This window comes from Thermosynechococcus sp. TG215, from assembly GCF_031583455.1.
In the GTDB taxonomy this organism is placed as follows: domain Bacteria; phylum Cyanobacteriota; class Cyanobacteriia; order Thermosynechococcales; family Thermosynechococcaceae; genus Thermosynechococcus.
This window is the reverse complement of record NZ_CP134178.1, coordinates 2,598,121-2,620,700: the sequence shown is the minus strand read 5'-3', so window position 1 is coordinate 2,620,700 and position 22,580 is coordinate 2,598,121. Positions and strand designations below refer to the sequence as shown.

At 52.7% G+C, this 22,580-nt stretch carries 20 protein-coding genes; 9 read left to right on the top strand and 11 right to left on the bottom strand.

All coding sequences use genetic code 11. The features are described 5' to 3' along the window. Window positions 1-2: 2 nt before the first annotated feature. Both RHJ02_RS12810 and RHJ02_RS12805 read left to right on the top strand, forming a co-directional pair. Window positions 3-2,792: a hybrid sensor histidine kinase/response regulator gene (locus RHJ02_RS12810; RefSeq protein WP_310800289.1), complete on the top strand. Its 2,790-nt coding sequence runs from the start codon at window positions 3-5 to the stop codon at window positions 2,790-2,792. Continuing rightward, window positions 2,785-3,282, top strand: a complete 498-nt coding sequence (locus RHJ02_RS12805; RefSeq protein ID WP_206200487.1) for a chemotaxis protein CheW — start codon at window positions 2,785-2,787, stop codon at window positions 3,280-3,282. Before RHJ02_RS12810 ends, RHJ02_RS12805 begins: the two co-directional genes overlap by 8 nt. Before the next feature lie 193 nt (window positions 3,283-3,475). Here RHJ02_RS12805 and RHJ02_RS12800 read toward each other — a convergent pair whose 3' ends face one another. From RHJ02_RS12800 to RHJ02_RS12790, 3 genes are all read right to left on the bottom strand, one after another. After that, entirely contained in the window at window positions 3,476-4,258 is a 783-nt protein-coding gene (locus tag RHJ02_RS12800) for a hypothetical protein (RefSeq protein ID WP_206200486.1), read from the bottom strand. 3 nt (window positions 4,259-4,261) lie between these two features. Further along, a complete protein-coding gene (locus RHJ02_RS12795; protein WP_206200485.1) occupies window positions 4,262-5,608 on the bottom strand; it encodes an AAA family ATPase in 1,347 nt (448 codons plus the stop codon). A 133-nt stretch (window positions 5,609-5,741) separates the two neighbouring features. Next, window positions 5,742-6,248, bottom strand: a complete 507-nt coding sequence (locus RHJ02_RS12790) for an SMI1/KNR4 family protein (protein WP_310822129.1) — start codon at window positions 6,246-6,248, stop codon at window positions 5,742-5,744. A gap of 27 nt (window positions 6,249-6,275) precedes the next feature. Between RHJ02_RS12790 and RHJ02_RS12785 the strand changes: the two genes are divergently transcribed. The 4 genes from RHJ02_RS12785 to RHJ02_RS12770 all read left to right on the top strand — a co-directional run bounded on the left by RHJ02_RS12785 (window position 6,276) and on the right by RHJ02_RS12770 (window position 8,963). Continuing rightward, a complete protein-coding gene (locus tag RHJ02_RS12785; RefSeq protein ID WP_225901593.1) occupies window positions 6,276-6,914 on the top strand; it encodes an HD domain-containing protein in 639 nt (212 codons plus the stop codon). 94 nt (window positions 6,915-7,008) lie between these two features. Then, window positions 7,009-7,212 carry a DUF751 family protein gene (locus tag RHJ02_RS12780; RefSeq protein WP_149821311.1) on the top strand — a complete coding sequence of 68 codons (204 nt, stop codon included), beginning with the start codon at window positions 7,009-7,011 and terminating at the stop codon, window positions 7,210-7,212. Between the two features lie 9 nt (window positions 7,213-7,221). Next, a complete protein-coding gene (locus RHJ02_RS12775) occupies window positions 7,222-7,824 on the top strand; it encodes a DUF3038 domain-containing protein (protein ID WP_149821313.1) in 603 nt (200 codons plus the stop codon). Further along, window positions 7,824-8,963, top strand: a complete 1,140-nt coding sequence (locus RHJ02_RS12770) for a DUF4335 domain-containing protein (protein WP_310744635.1) — start codon at window positions 7,824-7,826, stop codon at window positions 8,961-8,963. Before RHJ02_RS12775 ends, RHJ02_RS12770 begins: the two co-directional genes overlap by 1 nt. Window positions 8,964-8,967: 4 nt before the next feature. On the opposite strand, the gene RHJ02_RS12765 is transcribed toward RHJ02_RS12770, so the two are convergent. From RHJ02_RS12765 to RHJ02_RS12735, 7 genes are all read right to left on the bottom strand, one after another. Next, window positions 8,968-10,386 carry a protein kinase domain-containing protein gene (locus RHJ02_RS12765; RefSeq protein ID WP_302678477.1) on the bottom strand — a complete coding sequence of 473 codons (1,419 nt, stop codon included), beginning with the start codon at window positions 10,384-10,386 and terminating at the stop codon, window positions 8,968-8,970. Window positions 10,387-10,428: 42 nt separating this feature from the next. Continuing rightward, complete coding sequence (locus RHJ02_RS12760; RefSeq protein WP_206200481.1) at window positions 10,429-11,073, bottom strand: FHA domain-containing protein; 645 nt, start codon at window positions 11,071-11,073, stop codon at window positions 10,429-10,431. 174 nt (window positions 11,074-11,247) lie between these two features. Then, entirely contained in the window at window positions 11,248-12,045 is a 798-nt protein-coding gene (locus RHJ02_RS12755; RefSeq protein ID WP_206200480.1) for a phosphate ABC transporter ATP-binding protein, read from the bottom strand. A 58-nt stretch (window positions 12,046-12,103) separates the two neighbouring features. Next, complete coding sequence (locus tag RHJ02_RS12750) at window positions 12,104-15,295, bottom strand: efflux RND transporter permease subunit (protein WP_310743138.1); 3,192 nt, start codon at window positions 15,293-15,295, stop codon at window positions 12,104-12,106. Between the two features lie 91 nt (window positions 15,296-15,386). After that, a complete protein-coding gene (locus RHJ02_RS12745) occupies window positions 15,387-16,721 on the bottom strand; it encodes a GGDEF domain-containing protein (RefSeq protein ID WP_206200478.1) in 1,335 nt (444 codons plus the stop codon). Window positions 16,722-16,724: 3 nt separating this feature from the next. Further along, window positions 16,725-17,555, bottom strand: a complete 831-nt coding sequence (locus RHJ02_RS12740) for an alpha/beta fold hydrolase (protein WP_206200477.1) — start codon at window positions 17,553-17,555, stop codon at window positions 16,725-16,727. A 155-nt stretch (window positions 17,556-17,710) separates the two neighbouring features. Continuing rightward, window positions 17,711-18,346, bottom strand: a complete 636-nt coding sequence (locus RHJ02_RS12735; RefSeq protein ID WP_310744634.1) for a Uma2 family endonuclease — start codon at window positions 18,344-18,346, stop codon at window positions 17,711-17,713. Between the two features lie 145 nt (window positions 18,347-18,491). On the opposite strand from RHJ02_RS12735, the gene RHJ02_RS12730 reads away from it, so the two are divergent. From RHJ02_RS12730 to RHJ02_RS12720, 3 genes are all read left to right on the top strand, one after another. Next, a complete protein-coding gene (locus RHJ02_RS12730; protein WP_302677336.1) occupies window positions 18,492-19,307 on the top strand; it encodes an FAD-dependent thymidylate synthase in 816 nt (271 codons plus the stop codon). A 64-nt stretch (window positions 19,308-19,371) separates the two neighbouring features. Then, window positions 19,372-19,506, top strand: a complete 135-nt coding sequence (locus tag RHJ02_RS12725) for a hypothetical protein (RefSeq protein ID WP_255451743.1) — start codon at window positions 19,372-19,374, stop codon at window positions 19,504-19,506. 32 nt (window positions 19,507-19,538) lie between these two features. After that, window positions 19,539-21,161 carry an MBL fold metallo-hydrolase gene (locus RHJ02_RS12720; RefSeq protein WP_310800287.1) on the top strand — a complete coding sequence of 541 codons (1,623 nt, stop codon included), beginning with the start codon at window positions 19,539-19,541 and terminating at the stop codon, window positions 21,159-21,161. Here the strand turns inward: RHJ02_RS12720 and RHJ02_RS12715 are convergent. Continuing rightward, a complete protein-coding gene (locus tag RHJ02_RS12715) occupies window positions 21,158-22,576 on the bottom strand; it encodes a hypothetical protein (protein WP_206200473.1) in 1,419 nt (472 codons plus the stop codon). The two genes, RHJ02_RS12720 and RHJ02_RS12715, sit on opposite strands and share 4 nt — an antisense overlap. Window positions 22,577-22,580: the final 4 nt, after the last annotated feature.

The following is a 22,580-nucleotide window of genomic DNA, read 5'->3' as shown; positions in this document are numbered from 1 at the left end:
CCATGCCCGAACCCGGCGTTGAGGAAACGATTCGTCTCCAGTTCCTCGAGGAGGCTCAGGACTACCTGCAAACGATTGAAGCAGGGATACTGGAACTCTCCCACCAGCCGGGGATGATTGATGCTGTACTGCGGGCGGCTCACTCCATTAAAGGGGGGGCAGCGATGATGGGCTTTATGTCCCTCAGTGAACTGGCGCATCGCCTTGAGGATTTCTTCAAGGTCTTGAAATCGCGCCCCTGCGACGATGTCGAGGTGCAACACCTCCTGCTCAAAGCAGTGGATCAACTGCAAGCAGTTATTACCCTCCATCGCCAAGGCGTGAACCCCAATGAGGGCTGGTGGCGCACCCAAGTCGAGCCACTTTTGAATGAGTTGCACGGACGCTTGGGCGATCCCACGGCGGAGGATGATTTGACGCTCCTCAGTGGCAATGATGGCCAGCAGATGCGGGTGGTTCTCTTTGAAACCGAGGTGGAAGCCTGCCTACAACGCTTGGAAACTGTTCTGGACACCCCCGGCCAACCCTGCCTCAGAGAGGAGCTGGCGATCGCCGCCCAAGAACTGGAAGGCCTCGGACAAATGCTCGAACTGCCTCAATTTGCTGAGTTTTGTGCCTCCGTCAGTGCCTATCTGGAGCAACCCAACTGTGATGTCAGCGCAGCGGCTGCCCACATTGTGCAGCAATGGCGACGCTGTCAAGCCCTTGTGATCACTGGTCAACTTGACGCTCTGCCCACGCGCTTGGAAATCCCGGAAACCGATGACGAAGAGGAGGACGAGGATCAAACCATTATTGATTTACCGCTGGCCAACCTCAATCAAGAATTAGGGGTCGAGGACTTTGCCAGTGCTGAAGTGGAGACCTTCTCCTTAGGTGATTTATTGTCCCCCCCACCCACCCCTACAGCAGCCCCTTCCCCTGCGCCAGAGGCTGAGACCACCCCAGTAACTCCCCAGCCCCAAGAAGCCAAGGAAATGACCGTGCGGGTGCCGGGGCATCAGTTGGATCAACTGAGTGATCTGATGGGGGAATTGCTCATTGAGTGTAATGGTCTGGATTTACAACGGGAACGCCTCCATGATCTGCTAGTGGGTCTCAAGCAAAAAGTGCGTGCCCTTGAGCGTGCCAACTTTCGTCTGCGCACAGAGTATGACCGTGTCAGTGCCCCCCATCACTTTAATCCCCAAAATCAGCATGGCTTCGATGTTCTCGAGTTCGATCGCTATACCGATGTGCATCTGCTCTCCCAAGAGGTGATGGAAACCATTGTCCAAGTGCAGGAAATCACCAGCGATTTGGAATTGAGCCTAGAGGACACCGAACGCACTGGCCGTGATCTCAACCGCACCGCCAAGCAACTTCAAGCTCGGTTTACCCAAGTGCGGATGCGCCCCTTTGCGGATCTGGCCAACCGCTATCCTCGCCTAATCCGCGAATTGAGTCGCGAGCATGGTAAAAATGTCAACTTAGAGATTGAGGGCAGCCACGTTCTCATTGACCGCACGGTGTTGAGTGTGTTGGCGGATCCCCTCTTGCACCTTGTCCGCAATGCCTTTGATCACGGAATAGAACCCGCAGAGGAACGCCAAGCCCTTGGTAAGCCCACAGCGGGAACCATTACCCTAAAGGCGGCCTATCGCGGCAACCAAACCGTTATTACTGTGGCGGATGATGGCCGAGGCCTAAATCCAGAGAAAATTCGGCAAACGGCACGGCGATTGGGCTTAGCCCGCGACTGGTTGGAAACCGCGAGCGATCGCGACCTTTGGCAACTGATTTTTGAGCCGGGCTTTTCAACGGCCTCACAGGTGACCAGCCTCTCCGGGCGCGGTGTTGGCATGGATGTAGTGCGCACCAATCTGCGGCAAATTCGTGGGGACATCCAGATCCACAGTACCCCCGGCCAAGGCACGCGATTTATAATTACAATTCCCTACACCCTCTCAGTGGTACGGGTGCTCTTGGTGGAGGCCACTGGCATGCTCTTGGCGGTACCCACCGAAGAAATCGAGGAAATGGTGCTGGGCGATCGCTACCCGCCCATCGAAACCCTTGGCTCAACCCTAATTGACTGGGAAGGCTATCTCATTCCTGTAATTGACCTCACCCAGATTTTCCACTTTCAGCGCCCCTATCGTCCCGTGGAAATGGAGGGCGCACCGGCGATTAACGAACCAACCCTGATGATTGTCAGTCAAGGGGATAGTGCCCTTGCCCTGCGGGTCGATCGCTATTGGAGCGAGCAGGAAGTCACCATTCGCCAAGTCGAAGGCGAATTAGCCCTGCCCAAGGGTTTTAGTGGCTGCACAATTTTAGGGAATGGCCGCATTGTCCCCCTACTCGATCCCCTTGCCCTCTTTAATTGGGCAGAACAAGAGAGTTCTCATGCCCCTGTGGCTAGCCCCGTTGCCCCTAGCCAAGACACCGTCCTTGTGGTTGATGATTCAGTAAACGTGCGGCGTTTTCTCGCCAGTACCCTCGAAAAAGCCGGCTATCGGGTTGAGCAGGCCAAAGATGGTCAGGAAGCCATTGATAAACTCCAAGGGGGGCTACACGTCAACGCTGTTATCTGCGACATTGAAATGCCCCGCCTCGATGGCTTTGGCGTCCTCACTCAAATTCGCCGCATTCCCCAGTGCCAAAACACCCCCGTCATGATGCTCACCTCCCGCACGGGTCAAAAACATCGCCAGCTTGCAGAACGTCTAGGGGCAGCTGCCTACTTTAGCAAACCCTTCCGCGAAAGTGACCTCTTGGCCACCCTTGATCAGTTGATCCGCCATGCTTAAAAGCCGCCGTCGCCGCCAAAGCCAACCCGTTGTTTTAGAGCAGTTCCTGACCTTTATCGTGCGTCAAGAGCAGTTTGCCGTGCCCATGGCACAGGCCTATCGGGTCATTCCTTTACCACCTATTCATGGCGATCCCCACCAGCGGGGGATTGGCCTTGTCACCTATGAAAATCACGAAATTCTAGTCATTGATATTGGCCGCTGTCTCTTTGATGATCCCCTCTCAACCTCAGAAACCCAGAAGCTAAAATTTTTGCTCATTCTCCAGCCCCGCTTAGCAGGGGAATGGCTTGGCCTGCCCCTCATAGAACCCCCCGTGATTGAGCGCATTCCACGGGATGCCATTCATCCTATTCCCAGTAACTATCTCCACTGGGGGAGTATTCACAACGTCAGTTCCCTCATGGTCAGTAGTCAAGAAGATCAGGAGCTACCCCCGATCTTTATCGTTGATATTGAGCAGGTTCTGCACACCCTAAAAACGCGATAACCTGCCTGCATTTCTAGATGGAGGCGCACCAGCCATGAGTACGCTGTATGAAACCGACTTTTATAGCTATTCCAATAGAGAATGAGATATCATCCAGCACAATACTTGCGAATCACTTCATCAATCGAACAGTTTGACCCTGCATGCCTCCGCGGGTTATCCAATAACTACAAGGGCTGTATTGCAGAAAGCTCTACCCAAATGAGATGCTAACTTCATCCCAACGGCCTGATAGTGCGATTGCCTTCAGTTCATCAATAGACTTAAATTTTCTACCCTGTTTAATTTCTTGAATAATTTTTTCAGCTTCTTTAAGCTCTAACCTCGGAACACTCTTGGCAAGATTCTTAGCGCTTTTATAGGAGTTGATGCGCACAGATTTTTGTTTTTGTGGATTGGGATTAGTCTTTGTCTCTTTAGAGATATCCTGCTGCAATTCACTAAATTTTCTTTTCAGATCATCCAATTCTTGGAAAATTTTTTCTAGAAAATTTACAATAGCCTTATTTTGGTCATTTAAGCTCTTCTGTAACTCAGAAAATAATTTCATAGCTAATTGGGAATCTTGATCAACTAAGTTACTTCTCTCTGATTTTTGTGAATAAGAGCCATCATCTTTAGAATTTATTTGCAAGATAGATTTGCATCTTTCTTGGAAGGTTAGAACTTCTTCATCTTCAAGCTCAATTCTTGATGCCCATAATTGATGGATACCCAATTCACGGGCAAATTCAACTATCTCCTTGCCGAAGACCACTTCATACGCTGTCTCACCTTCTGGTGTAGTGACTGGACGAATAATGAGGGGGATGAGGTTGGTTTTATATTTGTCTAAGTCTTCACGGATCAGTTGTGGTGAAGCAGAGAATAAGTCTTTGGGATAGGTCTCTGGGATTGTCAGATAATCAATATGAATCTGACCCTGATGTGTCTGATGTAAGCCGAGGTGCTTTGAGATGCGATTGGAGTGACTCATACTCTATGATGCCTGAGTAAAAAGATAGCGAGCTAAATTTTCAAATGAAGTCGTTAAATCATCAATCGATTCTTTACCTGATCGATCTAATTCTTCATAAAATTTTCTACTAAATATCGGTTGCTGAGACTCTGTGGCTCGCAACATCACAACTCGGTGTGCAATCCATGTTGATTCGGGTAGAATTTGCACGGTCTGTCTTCCATTGGCTGCTTTTTCAAGAATAGTCGACAACTTCTCTTTCATCTCATAGTTAGCTGCCGATGTTGTACGATTATACATACTCACAGCGATTCCAAGGGGTCGAGGCGGAGTTTCCATGGCATCCCTCATGGCCTCAAGGCGGGCTAGAACGTACTCTATTGCCCGTATAGGGTAGGGAGCAAATTGCGTCGGTATGAGTACCCCATCAGATGCCATCAAAGCAATGGCATTGACTTTACCAAAGGCGGGTGGTGGATCAATCAGCACAATGTCATAGCCATGATTTTTGAGTTTTCGTTGTAATACCCGATCAATATCAATCGTGCTGATGAGTGCGGGTTCCTTGTCAGCTAGGCGAATGTGGGCGGGAACAATGTCAAGGTGTAGGTTGCCCCAAGCTCTTTGATAGACCACATCTTCTAGGCCAACCTTTGGCTCTAGCAATAGGTCAGCAATATCCTTCTTGCCTTGCTCTTCTACATCTTTGAGGGGGTTAATGCCGACGCCAATGGTTAAGTTGGACTGTGGGTCAATATCAATCAAGAGAACTCGCTTACCCATCGTGGCAAAGGCAGCACCAAGATTGAGGGTTAGCGTTGTTTTGCCAACGCCCCCCTTGTGATTAAAGACGGTAATGATCATGGGTGACTCCTGAGAAGCAGTTGAGGAGATAGAAAAACTCTTTGCAAGTGCCTTTTCAAAATAATGATAGACTTTGAGCCTTTGCTGGGTTAAGGCAGTCACTAGAGCAGCGGCTGCAGAGCGGTGTAAAATTTTAGTCAGTTTCTGAATGGTTTGTTTATCGAGGATCCCTGAAGCACATGTCACCGGCTGAAGTGGTTCTCTAAGGGGATTTTGATACAAAAGGTGATATTCTCGGCCATTGGTGAGTAACCCAAAAACAGCCTGCGCTGCTTCCATGTAGTACCTCAATTGCTGGCCACCCGTCAGCCGGGACTGCACTGGGGTTTTCACCTCAATGATCAGATAGTTCAGGGGGCGATCGCCCGCCATCGGTAAGGTCACCAAAAAATCAGGGTAGCCCTTTCCAATTCGAGGTTTGGCTTGATACTCAGAAGACTGATAGCCCCACTGCTTGAGCAACGGTAGGATAATTTTCTGTTCCGTATTTGCTTCATTGCCCATGGGAAGCCGCTATGCAGGGAGCGCGCTCAGAGGCACATCTAACAAAATTATCCTTGACAACAATAAGCAATTCAATTTGTTAACAAATCTTTATAATATGATCTAAATATGACAAGTGCATGGTGATTCTCCCTTAAGCCAAGCGTGCCAGCCAGTCTGGCATTTCCCACTCCAGTATATTTTTGGGGGTTTGAAGCATGACTTCTTCATACTCTGGATTGAATTGATAGTCACCTGCGATCAACTGCTGAGCATCGTGACTGAGTAACTCTTCAAAGGAATTAGCAAGAACTTCATAGCTACAGTTTTCGTCACAAACCTCGATCATCTGCCCGATCGTCCCTGTGGGCGCGGGGTCAAGGTCAATGTATCGCAGAATGTCACCATTCATACAAGTAATTGGAATCCAGTGGGGATAATAAATCAACGGTTTCACCGCCCCTTTGATAAAAATAACTTGGGAAGCCACCCGACTCTTCCAAAAGGAAATGCTAAAGAAATCAGGGTCTTGGCAACTGCGGCCAATGTCTTGATCGAGTTCGTATTGCTGCCAAAGACACTCAAAACTCTGAAAACTGGTACAGAAGAGAATCGCATCCCCTTCATGTACGCCACATTTCAGAAAAGAGCTGTTGCACAATAGCAATAGATGCTTGAGGTGAAGCAGATGCCCTCTCTACGTTATCTCGATGCTTTGGAGTATGCCGCTGTTCTGCATCGTGAACAAACGCGCAAGGGATCAAATGTGCCCTATATTTCCCACTTAGTCGCAGTATCAATGATCGCCCTTGAGTATGGTGCCGATGAGGATGTGGCGATCGCCAGCTTGCTCCATGATGCTGTTGAAGATCAAGGGGGACTGCTGACCCTAGAGGCTATTCGTGAGCGTTATGGCGATCGCGTTGCTGCAATTGTCCGCGCCTGTTCTGATTCAGTGGCCAATACCCTAGAAGGAGATGCAAAATTGCCTTGGGCAACTCGCAAACTAGCCTATATCAAACACATCCAACAGGGCACCACTGCCGATCGCGACACTCAACTGGTCTCCGCCAGTGATAAATTGCACAACCTACTGTGCATTCTTAGAGACTATGGCAACATTGGTGGTGATGTTTGGGCACGTTTTCAGGCGGGTCGAGAGGGGGTTCTTTGGTACTACCGCGAGTTGATTGCTGCCTTTGAGGGTGCTCATCTTATTCCTCTAGGCCTGTTAGAGCAGTTGCAACACACCTACCAAGAACTGACCCGTGCCGTTGTGAGTCGGGAGGGCTTTGTGCTGCCGTCTAGTTATGTGCCTATGGTATAGGCCAAGGGTGGTGCTTCCCTAGAGTCTCCGCAGGAGTAGTATCATGAAAGCAATTTCAAGCCCACTGGCGTCACCAAGTTAGGAGCATCAATCAATGGATGGCTTTTGGGAAAATGTCCTGCGCTACCAACGGTATTTTGTTACGGTTCTATTGGGCGTAGTGTGGAATGTCGTTGAGCCATTGGTGCCTCTTTTGAAGCGTCCGCTGAGCGCGATCGCCCTTATTGGCCTCATGGTGGGACTCCTCACATTTGTGGCATTGACGTTACGCGCAATGTTGGGTTTAACCGCTGCATAAGGTGGCACGATGACCTCTTCCCTGCCCATCAAGGCACAAATTGACCTGATTTTGCTGAGTCTCGAAGCCTTGGCTCATGTGGGTTCGGCAGAGGTACTAGCATTGGCAGAAGCCATGGGGTTTGAGGCCTATTTGCCCGATCGCGTGGGGTTATGGCGACTGCGGCAATCAAGTCCCCTGCGGCGAGGTCGTAATGGGCGACGCAAATTGGATGTGGATGAAGCCCGTGCCTTGGCCTTGATCTGCACCCGCTTAGCGCAGCAACACCAGCAAACCATCCGCACCGCCATTGAACGCTGGCAACAGCAGACGAGTCAAGGTCGCCCGCCCCACTTAGAACCCATTCTCGGGGATTACATTGACCGCTTCACCAATTTGTATCAAGAGCGAATGGCCGACAACAGCAGCGATGGTCGTGAATTGGCACAACTGGCCTTAGATTTACTCGTGGATTTGCTCTTTTACAGTACGCCCCAAGGGGCACGTCGCCTTTGGATCACCCTGCTAGAACGCACTACTCCCGCGCCCCCCTCACTATCGTTGGTGGAACCTGAACCAATACCTGCACCAGCTCCTGAATTGCCCACCCTGTTTCCCCATTCCGATGTCTAATGAGTACCACCCTCAGCTACTCTCAACCCACCTGCCAATTGGATGTTGCTGCTGAATTTTTGCCCTTCAGTCAGAAGCTGCGCCGTGCGCCGGTGCGATCGCTCCACTTTACACTGGCTGTCGGAGAAAAACTCTGCTTTGAGGGCAACGATCGCCAGCTCTATCAACTCAAAACGCTGGTCAACGAGTATATTGAGGCTTTCCTGAGTCATCACCAAACACCGACAGAAGTAACCGCAGAGGGCTTTGTCCTGCGATCGCGATCGCCCCTCGAACATGAACTCCATCTACCCGATGGGCGGGTAATTCTTCTGCAACTGACAGAACTATACGATTTGGTGACGGTTCTTGATGACTGGTCTGCCGTGATGGAGCCGTTGCCGGAACTGGTGGAGCGCGCCCAATCAACTGTTGCTCAAATCCCAATCTGGGTCAAAAGTGCAGCGGTGGCCGTGGGTGTGGTTGCTGCCTTCACCCTTGTTACCCAACGCTGGCTCATCCCTCCCGCTTCAATGGTCGTCACTTCCTCTGAGGCCACCCGTGAGGAACCTAACTTGCCTCCCCTAGCGATGCCATCCCCTTTGCCAGAATTGCCAGAACCTGCGGAAACCCCACAACTGGCTCCCCTACCTAGCCCGCCGCCAGCTGCCCCTGAAACATCTACCCTTGTGCCGCTGCCCTCACCGCCAGAAATGCCGCCCCCAGCGATCGTGCCACCCCCGCCCCCTGTTGCCCAAGAGGCACCTCCCCCGCAACCCCCTGATCAAAATAACGTGGTGGTGCAAGTTCCCGCTGGCCGCGCGCCCGCCGGTATTGAACCTGCCCCAATGATCACCCCTCCAGCCGAAACCACCCCCGTCCCTGCAACCACCCTGCGGGAGGTGAAAACCTATTTTCAAGACCGTTGGCGCCCACCGGCTAGTTTAGACACGAGTTTGGAATACCGCATTGTGCTCAACCCCGATGGCACCCTTGCTCAAGCGCTGCCCCTCAATGGTGCAGCCGTTCGCTTTATTGATCGCACGCCCATTCCACTGCGGGAAAGTCCTCTAGCGAGTCCCTTGGGGGGCGATCGCCCGATTTTACTGCGGTTAGTGTTGATGCCCTCTGGAAGCGTGCAAGTGTTTGGTGAAAATTGATGTTCTATGAGGCACTTGAAGAGACGGCGGGGGTAATCGTCGCAATTTCCTGCAAGCGTTTCTTGACTTCGGCGGCGTTGGGATAGCGTTCCCGAGGATCAGGATGGGTCAAGCAGTTAATTAAATCCACCATCAGTGGATCCAAATGGGGAATGTCCTCGGCATAGAGACGATATTCACGGGTGCCCCAGCGGAAATAGGTTTCTGGTTCATAGCCCGTGAGCAAGTACACCATCGTTGCCCCCAAGGCAAATAGATCGGAAGCGGGTTCGGGTTTTCCCTCCTGCTGTTCTGGCGCCGAATAGCCCACTGTCCCAATAAATGTCCCTGAGTCAGAGGTTAAGACGGATGCTTTGCCCCAGCCCACAAGCACGAGTTCTGTTGTTTCCCGTTTAACGTAGGGATGAATGAGATTGGAGGGACGAATGTGTAAATGCAACACAGGGGGGGCTTGCTGGTGCAGCACCTCAAGCAATTCACACACAGGAATCAGCCAACGACTGACCTCAATCACGTTCATTGGCCCTTGATCCTGAATCCGCTGTTTTAGGGATTGGCCATAGATCATTTCTGAGACCAAGTAGGAATCGCTGCCGCACTGAAAGGCCTCCCAAAACTGGGGTAAGACCGGATGCTCGATTTTGCACAATTGCCGCGCTTGGCGCTGAAAGGCACGGATTTCGTTGCGTGACGCCGCAAGACTATGTCCCTTAATCACCGCCGTTAAGCCACTGCGCCAGCCCAAATAAATGTTGCTTTGACCAAGGGCACGAATAATCTGGTAGTTGCCGAGGGTTTTCCAGACGCGCAGAGGCACACCGCAGTCAATGCAAAAAACATCGTTCTCTTGGGCATGGTTGTGCTGGCAATCGGGGGGAGCACGCCACTCGCTGAGTAAATGAACCGGTAGTTGGCCTGTCACCGCAAACTCAGCCTCTTCCTCCGCTTGGGCGGTGGCACTGCTACTACTGGTGGTGGGGGTGCTTTCTTCAGCACGGGAGGTGGGTTCGGCGGCTGTACCGATGGCTTCTTCTTCCCCTGAATAGGTGCCCTTCTCAACATCCACCAAGCGACCTTCGGGCACCGTTTCCATGCGGACATTGGGAGTGGTGGGACGCTGATCAGAACCGAGGCGAATTTGAATATTGGGTCCAGAGCGAGCCAAACGCAGGATGCCACCATCCATCAAGGTTGCCTGTTGAATACGTTTGCCATCCAAATAGGTGCCGTTGGTGCCAAGATTGACCACTTCCCATTGCAAGCCATTACGACGGAGTTCCACATGGTGACGCGACACCACCGCGCTATAGAGCACGACGTGATTATCGACTGCTCGGCCAATACGGATGACATTTTCATTCTCAAAGGTCCAGCTTTGGACTGGGGTGGCTTGAACGGGATGGAGTAATGTCAATGTAATCACGTTGTCTAACCGCCTCTTCGTACCTGAATACACTCTAAAGAACTAGGAGATGCGTTCATAGATAAAAGTGACTAAATCTCCCTTGCCTAAGGCAATGCGATCGCCCGATTGCAGGCGGTGACGATTGCCCGGATAAAGGGGAGTATTGTTAATGTAAGTTCCATTAGCACTTCCCACATCTTCAATATAGTGGGCATTCCCCTCAATCCGCAGATCTGCGTGGATACGGGAGACAATTTCTGAGTTGGGAAAGCCAGCCACATCAATATCGGGGGGAATCCGATCATTGGGCTTGCCAATATGAATGACGGGACGCCCTGTGGGAATTTGCAGTTCTGTGCGAGTTTGCACATGAATCAGCTTGGCTTCAATGGTGGCAATCTCAACCGAGAAGACATGGGCCGGTGGTGGGGGCGGCGGGGGTAGCGTTGTCAGGCGGCCTTGATGGGCAACGGCTTCCACGGTTGGTGCAGCACTGGCTGTGTGTTGCATTACCTCTGGCATTGGGGGTGCACTGACGGCAAGGCGACGCAGATTGAAACCACACTGGCCACAAAAACTAGCGTCTGGTTGAACTGGGGCACCGCAATTTGGACAAGGAGTCATACTGGGCATGGGCGAAAAGCACACTTCACATTGAACAGCACCAACGGGATTGGGATGGAAACACTCGGAACAGATCATCATAGAAATGATGTCCTATGCCACTGCCGATCCAACCAACCTAAGATTAAGGTACCCATCGTTTCTCTCTACTTCCCAGAGTAAAGCTAAAAAAGCTAGCTGCCTCTATATTTAGGTTAGCTTTTACACCCCAATTCTATACGGGTTCATTGCCAAACTGCTGCTCAGTGAGAATGATTAGAAACGACCACTGACATAATCGCAGGTTAAGGGATGCTGTGGCCTTTGAAAAAGTAAGCGCGTGGGAGCGTACTCAATCAGTTGACCCACTGTCTGTCCCTGAGGATTGGTTTGCAGGGCTAAAAAGGCTGTCCAGTCGGAAATCCGCGCTGCTTGTCGTAGGTGATGGGTTGCCATGATCAGGGTGTAGGTTTGTTTGAGGTGGCACAGACACTCCTCCATGCGGCGGGTCGCAGTAGTATCAAGCCCTCTGCAGGGGTCATCCAGTAACAGAATCTCCGGTTGCAGGGCGATCGCCCGCGCCAGACAAAGGCGTTGTTGCTGCTCTAGGGATAGCTCTAGTGCCGGCTCGCCCAAATGATTCTTCAGAGTTTGCCACAGATTCACCTGTTCCAAGGAAGATTGCACAAGGGCATCGAGATCCCCTTGATAGCCATGCACCCGAGCACCAAAGGCGACATTTTCATAGATTGATGTTGGAAAGAGACTCGGTCTGCTGAAAATCATCGGCATACGACAGCGCAGTTGCAACGCATTCCACTCCTTGAGGGCGTGCTGCCGATAGTGAATTTCGCCAGTCACATGGAGATGCGGAAAAAGTTCAATCAAGCGGTTCAAACAGCTTAACAGTAGGCTCTTGCCAGACCCAGAGGCACCGATCAAGGTCACCAGTTGGCGCGGCTGAATCGTGAGGCTGACATTGCTGAGCAGCGGTTGATTGCGGTAAAACACGCTCAGTTGGCGTACCTCAAGGAGAGTATGTTGGCCAACGGCAAGCGGGTCAACAGCAGTCATCGGCAGGACTTGGGCAGAGGCGTCACTACCACTCTAAACAGTAATGTTGGCCTACAGCTTAGCGTTCCTGAAGCTCCTCAGGGGAGGGACTCGTGGGGGGAACGACTGGTGCTGGTAATGGCTCAGGAAGACTGCGCTGGGCGATACGCTCAAAGCCGTGCAGAATCACATAAAAACAGGGAATAAGAAAGAGGGTGAGCAGTGTTGCCACAGCCAAGCCAGAAAACACAACAATGCCAAGGGGCTGCAAAAATTCTGAGCCTTCACCTAGCCCTAATGCCAAGGGGAACATCCCCACCACCGTTGTAATCGTGGTCATCATAATCGGGCGCAGACGGGCAGGGGCAGCTTTGCGAATGGCTTGGCTACGGCTACAGCCCTCCTGTCGGTAAATCTCATTCGCCAACTCCACCATGATGATGGCATTGTTGACGACAATCCCCACAAGCAAAATGGCACCGACAATGACCGTGGCGCCAATGGCCGTCCGTGTCAGGTACAAGCCCCAAATGCCACCGGCCAAGGCCAAGGGAATGGTAAACATAATCACTAGGGGGTCAAGCAGCGAATTGTACTGTACCGCCATGACCACAAACACGAGAAAGGCCGCCAAACTACCCAAGACCACTAAGGCCTGTTGCAATTGCTGATTGGCTTGAGCCGCCGTACTTGGCATTAGGGACACCCCCGGCGGAAACTCCAGATCGTTGAGAATGTCATTCACTTGGGCAAGGGCAGCACTGAGACTGGCACCTTCAACAAGATTGCCCGCTAGCATAAAGACCTGCTGCTGGTTAATGCGGCGGATTTCACCGGGGGCTTGACTGGGTTCGATGCGAGCGACATCCCCAAGGCGGAGGGGACGGTTATTGGCGGTAAAAAGGGGAATCGTTGTCAGGTCAGCGGGCGTTTGAATGCTTTCACTGTCCAGTTGGACACGAATATCCACTAGGCGATCGCCCCGTTGCAGGCGGGTGGGCACAAACCCCTCCAAGGCGGTTTGAATCGTCTGGCCAAGGTTGAGGGTATTCAGCCCCAGTTCACTGACGCGCTCCCAATCCGGCAGAATTGCAATTTCTGGCTGGCGAGGATCTACATCGGGACGAAAGCGCACCAATGTGGCCTTTTCATCAAGGACTTGGAGGACTTGGCGACCAAAGCGGTTGAGGGTCTGCTCATCACTGCCCCGCAGCATCACATCCACATCGGCACCGCGTACAGGTGAGTTGGTGAGAATAATGCCGCGCACTTGGCCGGGACTCAAGCGCAGCCGCACCCCCACGAGGTTAAGTTGATCAAGGGCTTTTGTTGCTTCTGTAATGTAGCGATCCACATTCACCCCACGCCGTAGAATGATGTTGCTATTAGCTCGCAGCGGATTGGCAATTGTATTCGTGCCAAAGAGGGCACCCCCCGTTGTGGTAAAGACGGCCTCTGTGCCCGGTTGTGCCATCAGCACCTGATCCACTGCCGCCATGACCCGCCGACTGGTGGGCAGGGGGGTTCCCGGTGGAAAAATGGCCATGAGGTTGACTTGACCCGTATTAATGCGCGGCAGCAGTTCTTGGGGAAGTTGCTGAGCCAAAAGCCAACTGCCTCCCCCTAGAAGGGCGATCGCCAGCCCCACCACCAGCCAGCGTGCCCGTAGCACCTGCCCCAAGGCCCATTCATAGCGCCCCGTCAGCCAGAGGAACTTTTCATTAAAAAGGCGAATAAACGCGACCTGCCGTAGGCGATTTTGCACCGGCACCCCCAAAAGGCGGGAGGCCAAGGCCGGCACGACCGTGAGTGCCACCAGCAGCGATGCGGCAACCGCAAAACTAATCGTTAGAATCAACTCATTAAAGAGCAGCGCAATCAAGCCCCCCAGCAACAAAAAGGGCAAAATAGCGACCAAGTTAGTGAGGGTAGAGGCCAAAAGCGCTGATTCGATGCCTTGGCTACGCCGTTTTACCTCCTCAAGGTACTGTTCTTGGCTCATGGGGTGGGGGTCAATATCCGCCAAGGTTTCCAACATCACAATGGCGTTATCCACAACGATGCCAACCCCAAGGGCGAGTCCACCCAAGCTAAACACATTGAGGGAGAAGTTAAATAGCCCCATCAGCAACATCGCGGCCATCGTTGACAGGGGAATGGCCAGCAAAATAATCAGGGTTTGCCGCACCGAGCCAAGGAACAGCAGTACCGCGATCGCCGCCAACAGGGTTCCCGTCAGGCCTGCCGTGATCACATTGTTCAGGGAGTTGCGGATATAAACCGACTCATCAAGGACAGGAATGATCTGCGCATCGCGGGGCACGAGATTGGCTGCCTGTAACTCGGCTAAACGGCGCTTGATACCATCAGCCACTTCCACCGTATTGGCTTCCGGCTGCTTAAGAATACTGACTTTGACGGCAGGTTGGCCATTGAGGGTCACAAATACCCGTTGCTCGGCACTGCCATCTATGACTTGCGCTACATCCCGCAGATAGACTCGCTGACCATTGGCACCCGTCAGCATCACCTCCTCAATTTCACTGGCATTACGAAACCGTCCCACTGTACGGGTTAGGGGTTCTGCCGTTTGGCCGCGAATGCGTCCCCCTGAGACATCTTGGTTGCGATCGCTCAAAGCAGTTAAAACTTGATTTAGCCCCACCCCCGTGGCCTGCAATCGATCCAGATCCACAAGAATTCGCACTTCTTCGGTTGTCCCCCCAGAGACATCGACTCCCGCCACGCCGGGGACAACACTCAGCTCTCGATCCAAATCTTCGTCAGCAAAGACCCGTAACTCACGGCCACTGAGGGTTGCTGAGGTTAGGGCAAACTCATAGACCGGCAATTGCGACGGATCAAACTTAAAGAGGCGCGGCGACTCAATAATATCCGGCAACCTACTGCGGGCACGGTTAAAAGCAGCAGTGGCTTCATTTAAGGCTTGATCGACATCGCCACCGGGTTCAAAAAATAAATCAATACTGACTTGACCTTCGCGGGTTTGCGAATAGACCTGCACCACCCCCTCCGTGCGACTCAGGGCTTCCTCAAGGGGCTTGGTCACCTCCTCAACAGCAACACTAGGTACCACGCCCGGAATATCCAGCCGTACCCCAATGCGCGGGTACGTAATCGCCGGCAACAAATCCACTTGCAGCCGCATGAGAATAAAGACCGCCAACACAATGACAGTCAGGGTCAGCATCAGGGTGCCGATGTGGCGGGTCACCGCCAAGCCGCTAAAACTAAACCGTGGGGAGGTCATGCAAGTTTAACTGGTGTACAAGTCATCCTTTAGACACCGCTACTCTAACAAATCGTTTCTGAGCTTTCATCCCAGTCAGTGGGGTAAAGTGTCATGCCCAAACCCAGCGATCGCGCCCCCCATGTTTCGCCTTATACAAGGCTTGATCCGCGCGAGGAATCGAGTTACTGAGCACCTGTTCACCGGGTCGAAAAAGCGTGCCACCCAAACTAATGGTTGCAGTCAAAAACTGCTGATCCCCTAGTTCAATTGGTTGGCTTCTCACCACAGCGCAAAGTTCCTCGGCAACGGATTTAGCATGGTCTTCATTGGTGGCAAAAAACAACAGCACAAATTCTTCGCCTCCCCAGCGAACCAAAATACTATCTTTACAGGCCTCTATCACCTGCTTTGTCCTTGCCGCCAATGTGCGCAGAACCACATCGCCCTGATCATGCCCATAGGTATCGTTGATGCGCTTAAAGTGATCAATGTCGAAAATCATGACGATTAGCAGCGCGTCCCCTGTCGCTGCTTGGGACTGATAAGCCTCAACCCGACTCAAGAGAAAGCGGCGATTAAACGCCCCAGTCAAGGGATCCAACCAAGCCAAGGCCAAAAGTGCTTGCTCTCGCTGGCGCATATCACTGATGTCAGAAACGATCCACACACGCCCTAGCCGACTGTCGCCTCGCACGGGGTGGGTATCAATGAGGAAGGTTTTCTCGCCCATCAGACACTCCCCCTTTGCACTAAAGTTGGCATCGGCACTCAGCCCTTGAAAAATTCTGGTTAACTCATCGCGGTTATCGCATCTCTGGCGTGCTTGTTTCATGTGCTCGGCAACAATCTGAACCGGATGGCTTCCGGCTGGCAGTTGCAACCATTGACTGGCATAGGCATTAACCATCGCTGTAGAGCCATCCCCCTTGATCAAAACCAAGCCCAGCGGCACGGTGTCGAAAATATCTTGGAATTGCACTTCAAAGATGAAGCTGTTTTGCCGTTGGCGATGATGAGCCAACAGTTGCCGGTAAAGAGCTGCAATGTAGCCTTTTTGTTCTGCGAGTTGGCACAGCAGCCCCTCTACGGGATTCACCAATAGCAACCCTTGCCGCCACTGCTCTGGCTCACCGCAGGGAATATAAACGATTCGCTCAACCTTATCCAAAAGGCAGAAAAAGATAGAAGGCAGTTTTAGAAAAGGCGTGATATCAATGACAGCCTCCTCAACCAAATCTGGCCACGGAGCAATAATTTCGACGTTGGGAAATCGGCTGGTGCTGGTTGTGGTGATAATCTCTGCCCGATTGCCATGTTCATCGACTGTTAAGGCTAAGACAAGCTCAGACTGCGACCAATTAGCAACTAGATGACAAAATGCTGTAATGGCATCGGGAGTAGGGAGAAGTTGGCGGGCGAGGTGTTCGTGCAAACTTTTGAGCATGCCCTAATCAGAATGGATTATATATTTTTTGAGTAAAGAGCCAACGGCCTCAGGATGAGTCATGTGGGGAAGATGGCCTCGCGCGTCGATCCAATCAAGTGTACTATTTGGCAGTTTCCCCTGCAGCCACAGTGCCACAGGTTGGGGAACCACAAAGTCGTCACGATTGAAAATGAGGTGCACGGGTTGAAAGACTTTGCCCACAAACGCCCTTGTATCAGAATCAAAAATGACCTGAAGTGTGCGCAATGCAACACTTGGCTGCAATCGAAAGAGGGTTTTTGAAAAATCAGCTAGCCGGTGATCCTCGGTCAGGCCAAACATCAGGGGAGCAAAACCCGCAGCCCATGTTTGGTAGTTGGTGACCATGGCGTCATAAATGGCCTGTAGGTCTTCGGGGGTGAGGGTACCGGGATAATTCTCATCTTTGAGATAGCAAGGGGAGGGGTTGAGCCAGATATGTCGTCGAAACAAGTCAGGTCTGGCGATCGCGGCAATTGCGCCAATCATGCAACTGACGGAATGACCAACATATATGCAGGATTGGACACCAAGGCTATCTAGTAATTCAATGAGATCGTCAGCATAACCATACAAATGACTGTGTCTTTGCAGGTCGTAGCGGCGCAACGTGTCTTCGTCGGAGCCACAGCCTGCAAGATCATAGCGAATATAGGTGAAGCCCTCAGGGAAGAAAGGCATTAGGTAATCCCAAGCGCTTTTATCGGTACCAAAACCGTGTCCTAGAACAACGGGAACTGTCCCCCACTGGTCAATCTGGACGTATGGCTTGAGAGACTCGGGAAGACCAGCAACTTGATGCGTGATTTGCATAAACGTTTCGCACTACTCAGCCAATTAATTAAGTTTTTTTAATTTTCAGTGGATAAATTGAGTTCGAAACTTGAAGGGCAATGCTAGAAAAAACATAGCACCTAGATGATCTTACAAAACTCCATTCACCTGAGAAAGAAATCTTTAACAATTTGCTATTGACCGGCGAACCGTTGCCGCAACCGTCGCAGCGCAGCCCCTGTGCCTTGGGTTGCCGCCTCTTCGAGGACAGCACTCATCAACGCTACTAAGTTAATGTCTGGAAAATAGCGGCTTTTGGATCGAGGGACATAGGTCTGGCCATCGAGAGCATAAATGCTCAAGCCCGTTGACGTAAAAAGCCACACTTCAGGAACACGATAAAGAAGGTAGTCCTCAGCCGCCGTATAGGTGGTGACATCAATTTCAATCACCAAGTCGGGTGGCGGATCGGTTTGCCAATCAATACGGTCTTTGCCGACGGCTGCCGTCCAGTTGTCAATATAGAAGCAATAGTCAGGCTCAATGCCACCCATCTCAGGAATCTCCATGGTGATCGGCGTAAAGGCTTCGTAATTGCGCTCCTCACTATCCAGCAAAATTTTGACAACATCGGCAACGATATTCGCTTCGCGGCCATGACGGGGTAAGGGACTCATGAGCAAAATTTCCCCCCGACGAAACTTGATGCGGGGAATCGAACCATCGCCACGGCTGTTGCGGAGGCAACAGTAATCTTGCCACGTACCGGGCATGCGTAGGACACTGCCGGGGGGAAGAATAATTTTGGCTGGAGAAACAACCGCATACATGGCAAGGTATATCCACAACAGGTCTAGTTCCACTGTGCCACAGCATCAAGGTTGACGCGCTTTGCGGTTGCGAATCGCGCGGACAGTGTTCCCCTTGCACTAGCCTAGAAAAGGCAGAGATTCAAGAGATTCAGACGAGACAAAGATGCAAGACGGGCGTGTGATTGCCGATTCAATTTCGCCAGCAGGGGTGCGCTTGGTGACGCTGCAACTGACGTACCCGCGTTTTATCCATAGTGAACTGCTCACCCATCGCGTGTTTTCCCGTAATTCCGCTAGTTCGCGAGCGGTGCCTGTGGCCAAAATGATGGAGCAAGTCGAACACAACCCGGTCATTCCTTACCATTGGGGAAAAAACCAGCGGGGGATGCAGGCGCGCCAAGAAAGTGAACATAAGGAGGCTGCCAAGGAAATTTGGCTGAAAACCCGCCTCGCGGTTCTTGAGGGGGCACGCCAACTCCATGAACTAGGCATTCACAAGCAGGTGGTGAACCGCATGCTGGAGCCGTGGCTGTGGATGCAAACGGTGGTGAGTAGCACGGAGTGGGATAATTTTTTGCGCCTGCGCAACCACCCCGATGCCCAGCCCGAAATGCAAGCCTTGGCTAAGCTGATTCAGCATTTGCTGGAAACCCATGAACCGACACCTGTGGCGGTGGGGGATTGGCACCTTCCCTATATCGATCCCAGTGAGCGCGAGCAATATAGCCTTGAGGAGTGTAAGTACATGTCCGTGGCTCGCTGTGCACGGGTGTCCTACTATCTGCGGGATGGCCAACGCAGTGACCCCGCCTCTGATCTGGCGCTTTATCAACGCTTGGCGGGGGCAGAACCGAAGCACCTGTCGCCCCTAGAACACGTGGCAGAATGCATGGGCGATCGCCAGCCCTATGCCAATTTTGTGGGTTGGCGGCAGTTGCGTTACTTTGAGGAGAGAAAATCAGCACATGCCCCCCAATGATCCACGATACACTGAGTAGCAGAAGACACCATTGACTGAGTTGACAAGAGCGAGGAGTGCAGCCATGGACGTTGCTATTAACGTGAAACCCATTCTACTGGCCATTACGCCGGTGTTTATTGTGCTGTGTTTGGTCTTTGGCACCCGCAATGGCTTCTACGACACCGATAACTACCACGGCAACGGTTCTGCTCACTAAAGCTAACCAAGGAGGGTGACTGTTCGTCATTCATGATCGAGTGCCTCAACTATGGGGTGGGTCACGCAGATGAGGGGGTGTGCATTGGCTTAGGAATTGGCACCTATCGGATTTTGCTGGACTGTGGTGTGCCGTCCCTTGATGTTTTGCCCCTTGATGAAATTGAACAGCATCCCTTTGACTTGGTGCTCTGTAGCCATGCCCACGCGGATCATGCCCAGAGTCTATTGGCACTCCATCGCCGTTTTCCCCATATTCCCATCTATGCCAGTGAGGTCACGACCCAGCTTTTGCCCCTCAATTGGCCGCATGAAACGGTTCCCCCTTTCTGTCGTGCTTTGCCTTGGCGATCGCCCGTTGAGTTTGGGGATGGCCTGACCGCCGAACTCTTTCCTGCAGGGCATTTACCGGGGGCTGCTGTTTTTGCCCTCACCTACCAAGACCCCAACCCAGAGCAACCGCCCCTGAGCGTGGTCTATACTGGGGATTTTTTCCTGTCCCATACTCGCTTTACGGAAGGACTACCCCTTGCGGATCTGCGAGGATTGCAGCCGGATGTGCTGATCATTGAGGCCAGCTTGGGCACCGCGCGTCATCCCCACCGCCGTCAACAGGAAAACCAACTGGCAGAACGCATCCGCACGGCGGTTGATCAAGGCTACAATGTCCTACTGCCGCTGCCGCCCCTCGGTACCGCTCAAGAAATTCTCATCCTACTGCGCAGTCATCATCTTTTTACGGGACAGCCGATTCAAATTTGGGTCACGCCAGCGATCGCTCGCGGCTGTGATGCCTACCTCACGGTGTTGCCCCATTTACCCACGGCCATTCAAAATTTTGCCCAACACCAGTCCCTCTTTTGGGATCAGCGGGTCAAACCCCAAGTGCAGCCCTTAAGCGATTTGGCGCAAATTCGAGGCGCAGCCCCCACCATTGTCCTTGTGGAGGAGGATCAAGACCTGCGTCCCTACCTAGCTCAGGGGAAACGGCCTTGGCTGGTACTCTATCCACGTCTGCGCTATGGTCAGCCTTTTCGGGGCGGTGATCCTACCTTAGCCAGCTTGCCCAATGTAGAGGTGGATACGTTTTTACTTTCCCTCCATGCCGATGGCCCTGCAACGACGCAACTGATTCACAATATTCGCCCGCAGCATGTGGTGCTTATCCACGGCGACCCCAACTACCTTGCCGATTTAGCCAGCCTGAATGAATTGAGCAACCGCTACCATCTGCACACCCCCACCAGTGGCTCAACGATTCAATTTCCCATTGGCCAACTGACGCTTTCGACGCCGAGTTCGTTGGTGCAACTGGCCTATGAGGGGGAGGTGAGTGAGTGGAACGATGAAGCGATGATTCGCCTACCCGCTTCTATTACCACAGATCCACGCTGGCGACGGTTGGCGGATACGGGCTTTGTCCTTGCCTCATGGCAGGGGGAGCAATTACTGATTCGCGGTATGACCCCCAAGGAAGTGCTGGGTGGGGCATCGACCCCGATCGCCCCCGATCAGGAGAGCTGTTTTAATTGCCAGTTTTATCGGGGTCAGCGCTGCTGGAATGAGGCTTCTGCGCTCTACAACTTCAAAGTGGCACCAGAGGGCTATTGTCCAGCCTTTGAGCGGGCAGAAACACAACCCGAACCCGAAAGCTAGGCCCCTTGGAGCTGCCGCCGCAGGGTGACCGTCGGACTTTCCGCGCCTGTTTTGGGGTCAATAGCGATCGCCATCAGGGCAATGGAACGCACACTCGCGGGCACGTCAATGTGAAGGACGGTTTGCCAGTAGTCCCCATAGCGATAAAAATCAAACTCCACGAGCCAGCGGGGGCCAGCAATTAACTCTCCTGTTTCGCCATTGGTGATCCACACCTTCACAGAGCAACCCCGTTGTGTTGCCGGCAAATTCACCTTGAGGTGCAGCGGCGATACCAGTGGCTCCGGTGACAGCAGGAGCTGGGGGGGGGTCAATAGATAGGGACTCTCAGGATTTGTGGATACTGGCGGTGTGGGTTCAACGGGGGGCGCTAATTCCGCTAACTGTTGCAATCGCGACCAAAATCGCTCTTGGCGATCAATGGGCAAATCCCGAGGCGGCGGTACGGTAACGGCAGATAGGGGCTGGCAAAAGCTAGGCAAATCCACGACAACAGGGGCTTTTACAGGCTTCAGTTGGGGCGGTAGGGAAAAGCCGCTCACTGGCACAGGTTCGAGAGTCCTATCCCCTAAGATGGGCAACTGCGGGCCAGCGGGTGTTTCGCTCTTAGATGGGGCGGGTTGGCGGGGCGCAGAGACGGCAGGAATCTCCGGTGCCGGTAACACCGTGACCATAAAGGCTTGCACTTGGCGAAGATCGCTGTGCTCTAGGGGTTGGTTGGGCAGGAGGCGGGCTTCCCCCACCATGACTGGATAATCGGCCAAGGGGGTGAGTGTACAATGAAACCCCCATTTCCCCTCGCGGGCGATCGCGGGCACTGAGTGCTCCTGCACCACATCGCGCGTGACGGGATTGCGCAAACGAATCACCACCGTACCGGGAACGGCAACTGTGCCCTCTAAAACCAGCGTTTCATCGGCAAAGATCGTATAGGCACTTTGGGGCAGCTCAATGAGCGTCGTGGGCAGCTCAGCAGGGGAGGGTGCTTGCGGCTTAGGGGGGTCGGCAGCTTTCACTGGTTGCTCTGGAACCGCAGGCAAGGTTTCTGGTGCCGGCAAATCCCACTCTTCGCTTTGGGCAAGGACATCAAGGGCGATCGCAAACACCTCTGCATCCAGCACCCCGTCTTGGGCCACACGGCATTGAAATTCCCAACGCCCCGCCTGCAAATACGTAAAGGGCAGAATACCCATGAGTCCTGTGGAGCTGCTGCGGTGGGTGCGGCGTTGGTAGCGCTGCTTGGGCACCCCCTGATCATCGTAAAGATGGGTAATTTGCACTTCCACCGAGGTTTCGGCAACCGGACAGCGCGCCATCAAGCGGTAACTGCCCTCCAAAACTTCCGCCGAGGGTGGTTCTAGGGGCAACCAAGCGCGATCGCCCTCCTTTTGCAGTAAAAACTCCCATCCGCCCATAGCT

What these genes read in the sequence shown, in the direction of transcription:
- RHJ02_RS12810 (WP_310800289.1), top strand. Translation starts at nt 3, where the DNA reads ATGCCCGAACCCGGCGTTGAGGAAACGATTCGTCTCCAGTTCCTCGAG.
- RHJ02_RS12805 (WP_206200487.1), top strand. Translation starts at nt 2,785, where the DNA reads ATGCTTAAAAGCCGCCGTCGCCGCCAAAGCCAACCCGTTGTTTTAGAG.
- RHJ02_RS12800 (WP_206200486.1), bottom strand. Translation starts at nt 4,258, where the DNA reads ATGAGTCACTCCAATCGCATCTCAAAGCACCTCGGCTTACATCAGACA.
- RHJ02_RS12795 (WP_206200485.1), bottom strand. Translation starts at nt 5,608, where the DNA reads ATGGGCAATGAAGCAAATACGGAACAGAAAATTATCCTACCGTTGCTC.
- RHJ02_RS12785 (WP_225901593.1), top strand. Translation starts at nt 6,276, where the DNA reads ATGCCCTCTCTACGTTATCTCGATGCTTTGGAGTATGCCGCTGTTCTG.
- RHJ02_RS12780 (WP_149821311.1), top strand. Translation starts at nt 7,009, where the DNA reads ATGGATGGCTTTTGGGAAAATGTCCTGCGCTACCAACGGTATTTTGTT.
- RHJ02_RS12775 (WP_149821313.1), top strand. Translation starts at nt 7,222, where the DNA reads ATGACCTCTTCCCTGCCCATCAAGGCACAAATTGACCTGATTTTGCTG.
- RHJ02_RS12770 (WP_310744635.1), top strand. Translation starts at nt 7,824, where the DNA reads ATGAGTACCACCCTCAGCTACTCTCAACCCACCTGCCAATTGGATGTT.
- RHJ02_RS12760 (WP_206200481.1), bottom strand. Translation starts at nt 11,073, where the DNA reads ATGATGATCTGTTCCGAGTGTTTCCATCCCAATCCCGTTGGTGCTGTT.
- RHJ02_RS12755 (WP_206200480.1), bottom strand. Translation starts at nt 12,045, where the DNA reads ATGACTGCTGTTGACCCGCTTGCCGTTGGCCAACATACTCTCCTTGAG.
- RHJ02_RS12750 (WP_310743138.1), bottom strand. Translation starts at nt 15,295, where the DNA reads ATGACCTCCCCACGGTTTAGTTTTAGCGGCTTGGCGGTGACCCGCCAC.
- RHJ02_RS12745 (WP_206200478.1), bottom strand. Translation starts at nt 16,721, where the DNA reads ATGCTCAAAAGTTTGCACGAACACCTCGCCCGCCAACTTCTCCCTACT.
- RHJ02_RS12740 (WP_206200477.1), bottom strand. Translation starts at nt 17,555, where the DNA reads ATGCAAATCACGCATCAAGTTGCTGGTCTTCCCGAGTCTCTCAAGCCA.
- RHJ02_RS12735 (WP_310744634.1), bottom strand. Translation starts at nt 18,346, where the DNA reads ATGTATGCGGTTGTTTCTCCAGCCAAAATTATTCTTCCCCCCGGCAGT.
- RHJ02_RS12730 (WP_302677336.1), top strand. Translation starts at nt 18,492, where the DNA reads ATGCAAGACGGGCGTGTGATTGCCGATTCAATTTCGCCAGCAGGGGTG.
- RHJ02_RS12725 (WP_255451743.1), top strand. Translation starts at nt 19,372, where the DNA reads ATGGACGTTGCTATTAACGTGAAACCCATTCTACTGGCCATTACGCCG.
- RHJ02_RS12720 (WP_310800287.1), top strand. Translation starts at nt 19,539, where the DNA reads ATGATCGAGTGCCTCAACTATGGGGTGGGTCACGCAGATGAGGGGGTG.
- RHJ02_RS12715 (WP_206200473.1), bottom strand. Translation starts at nt 22,576, where the DNA reads ATGGGCGGATGGGAGTTTTTACTGCAAAAGGAGGGCGATCGCGCTTGG.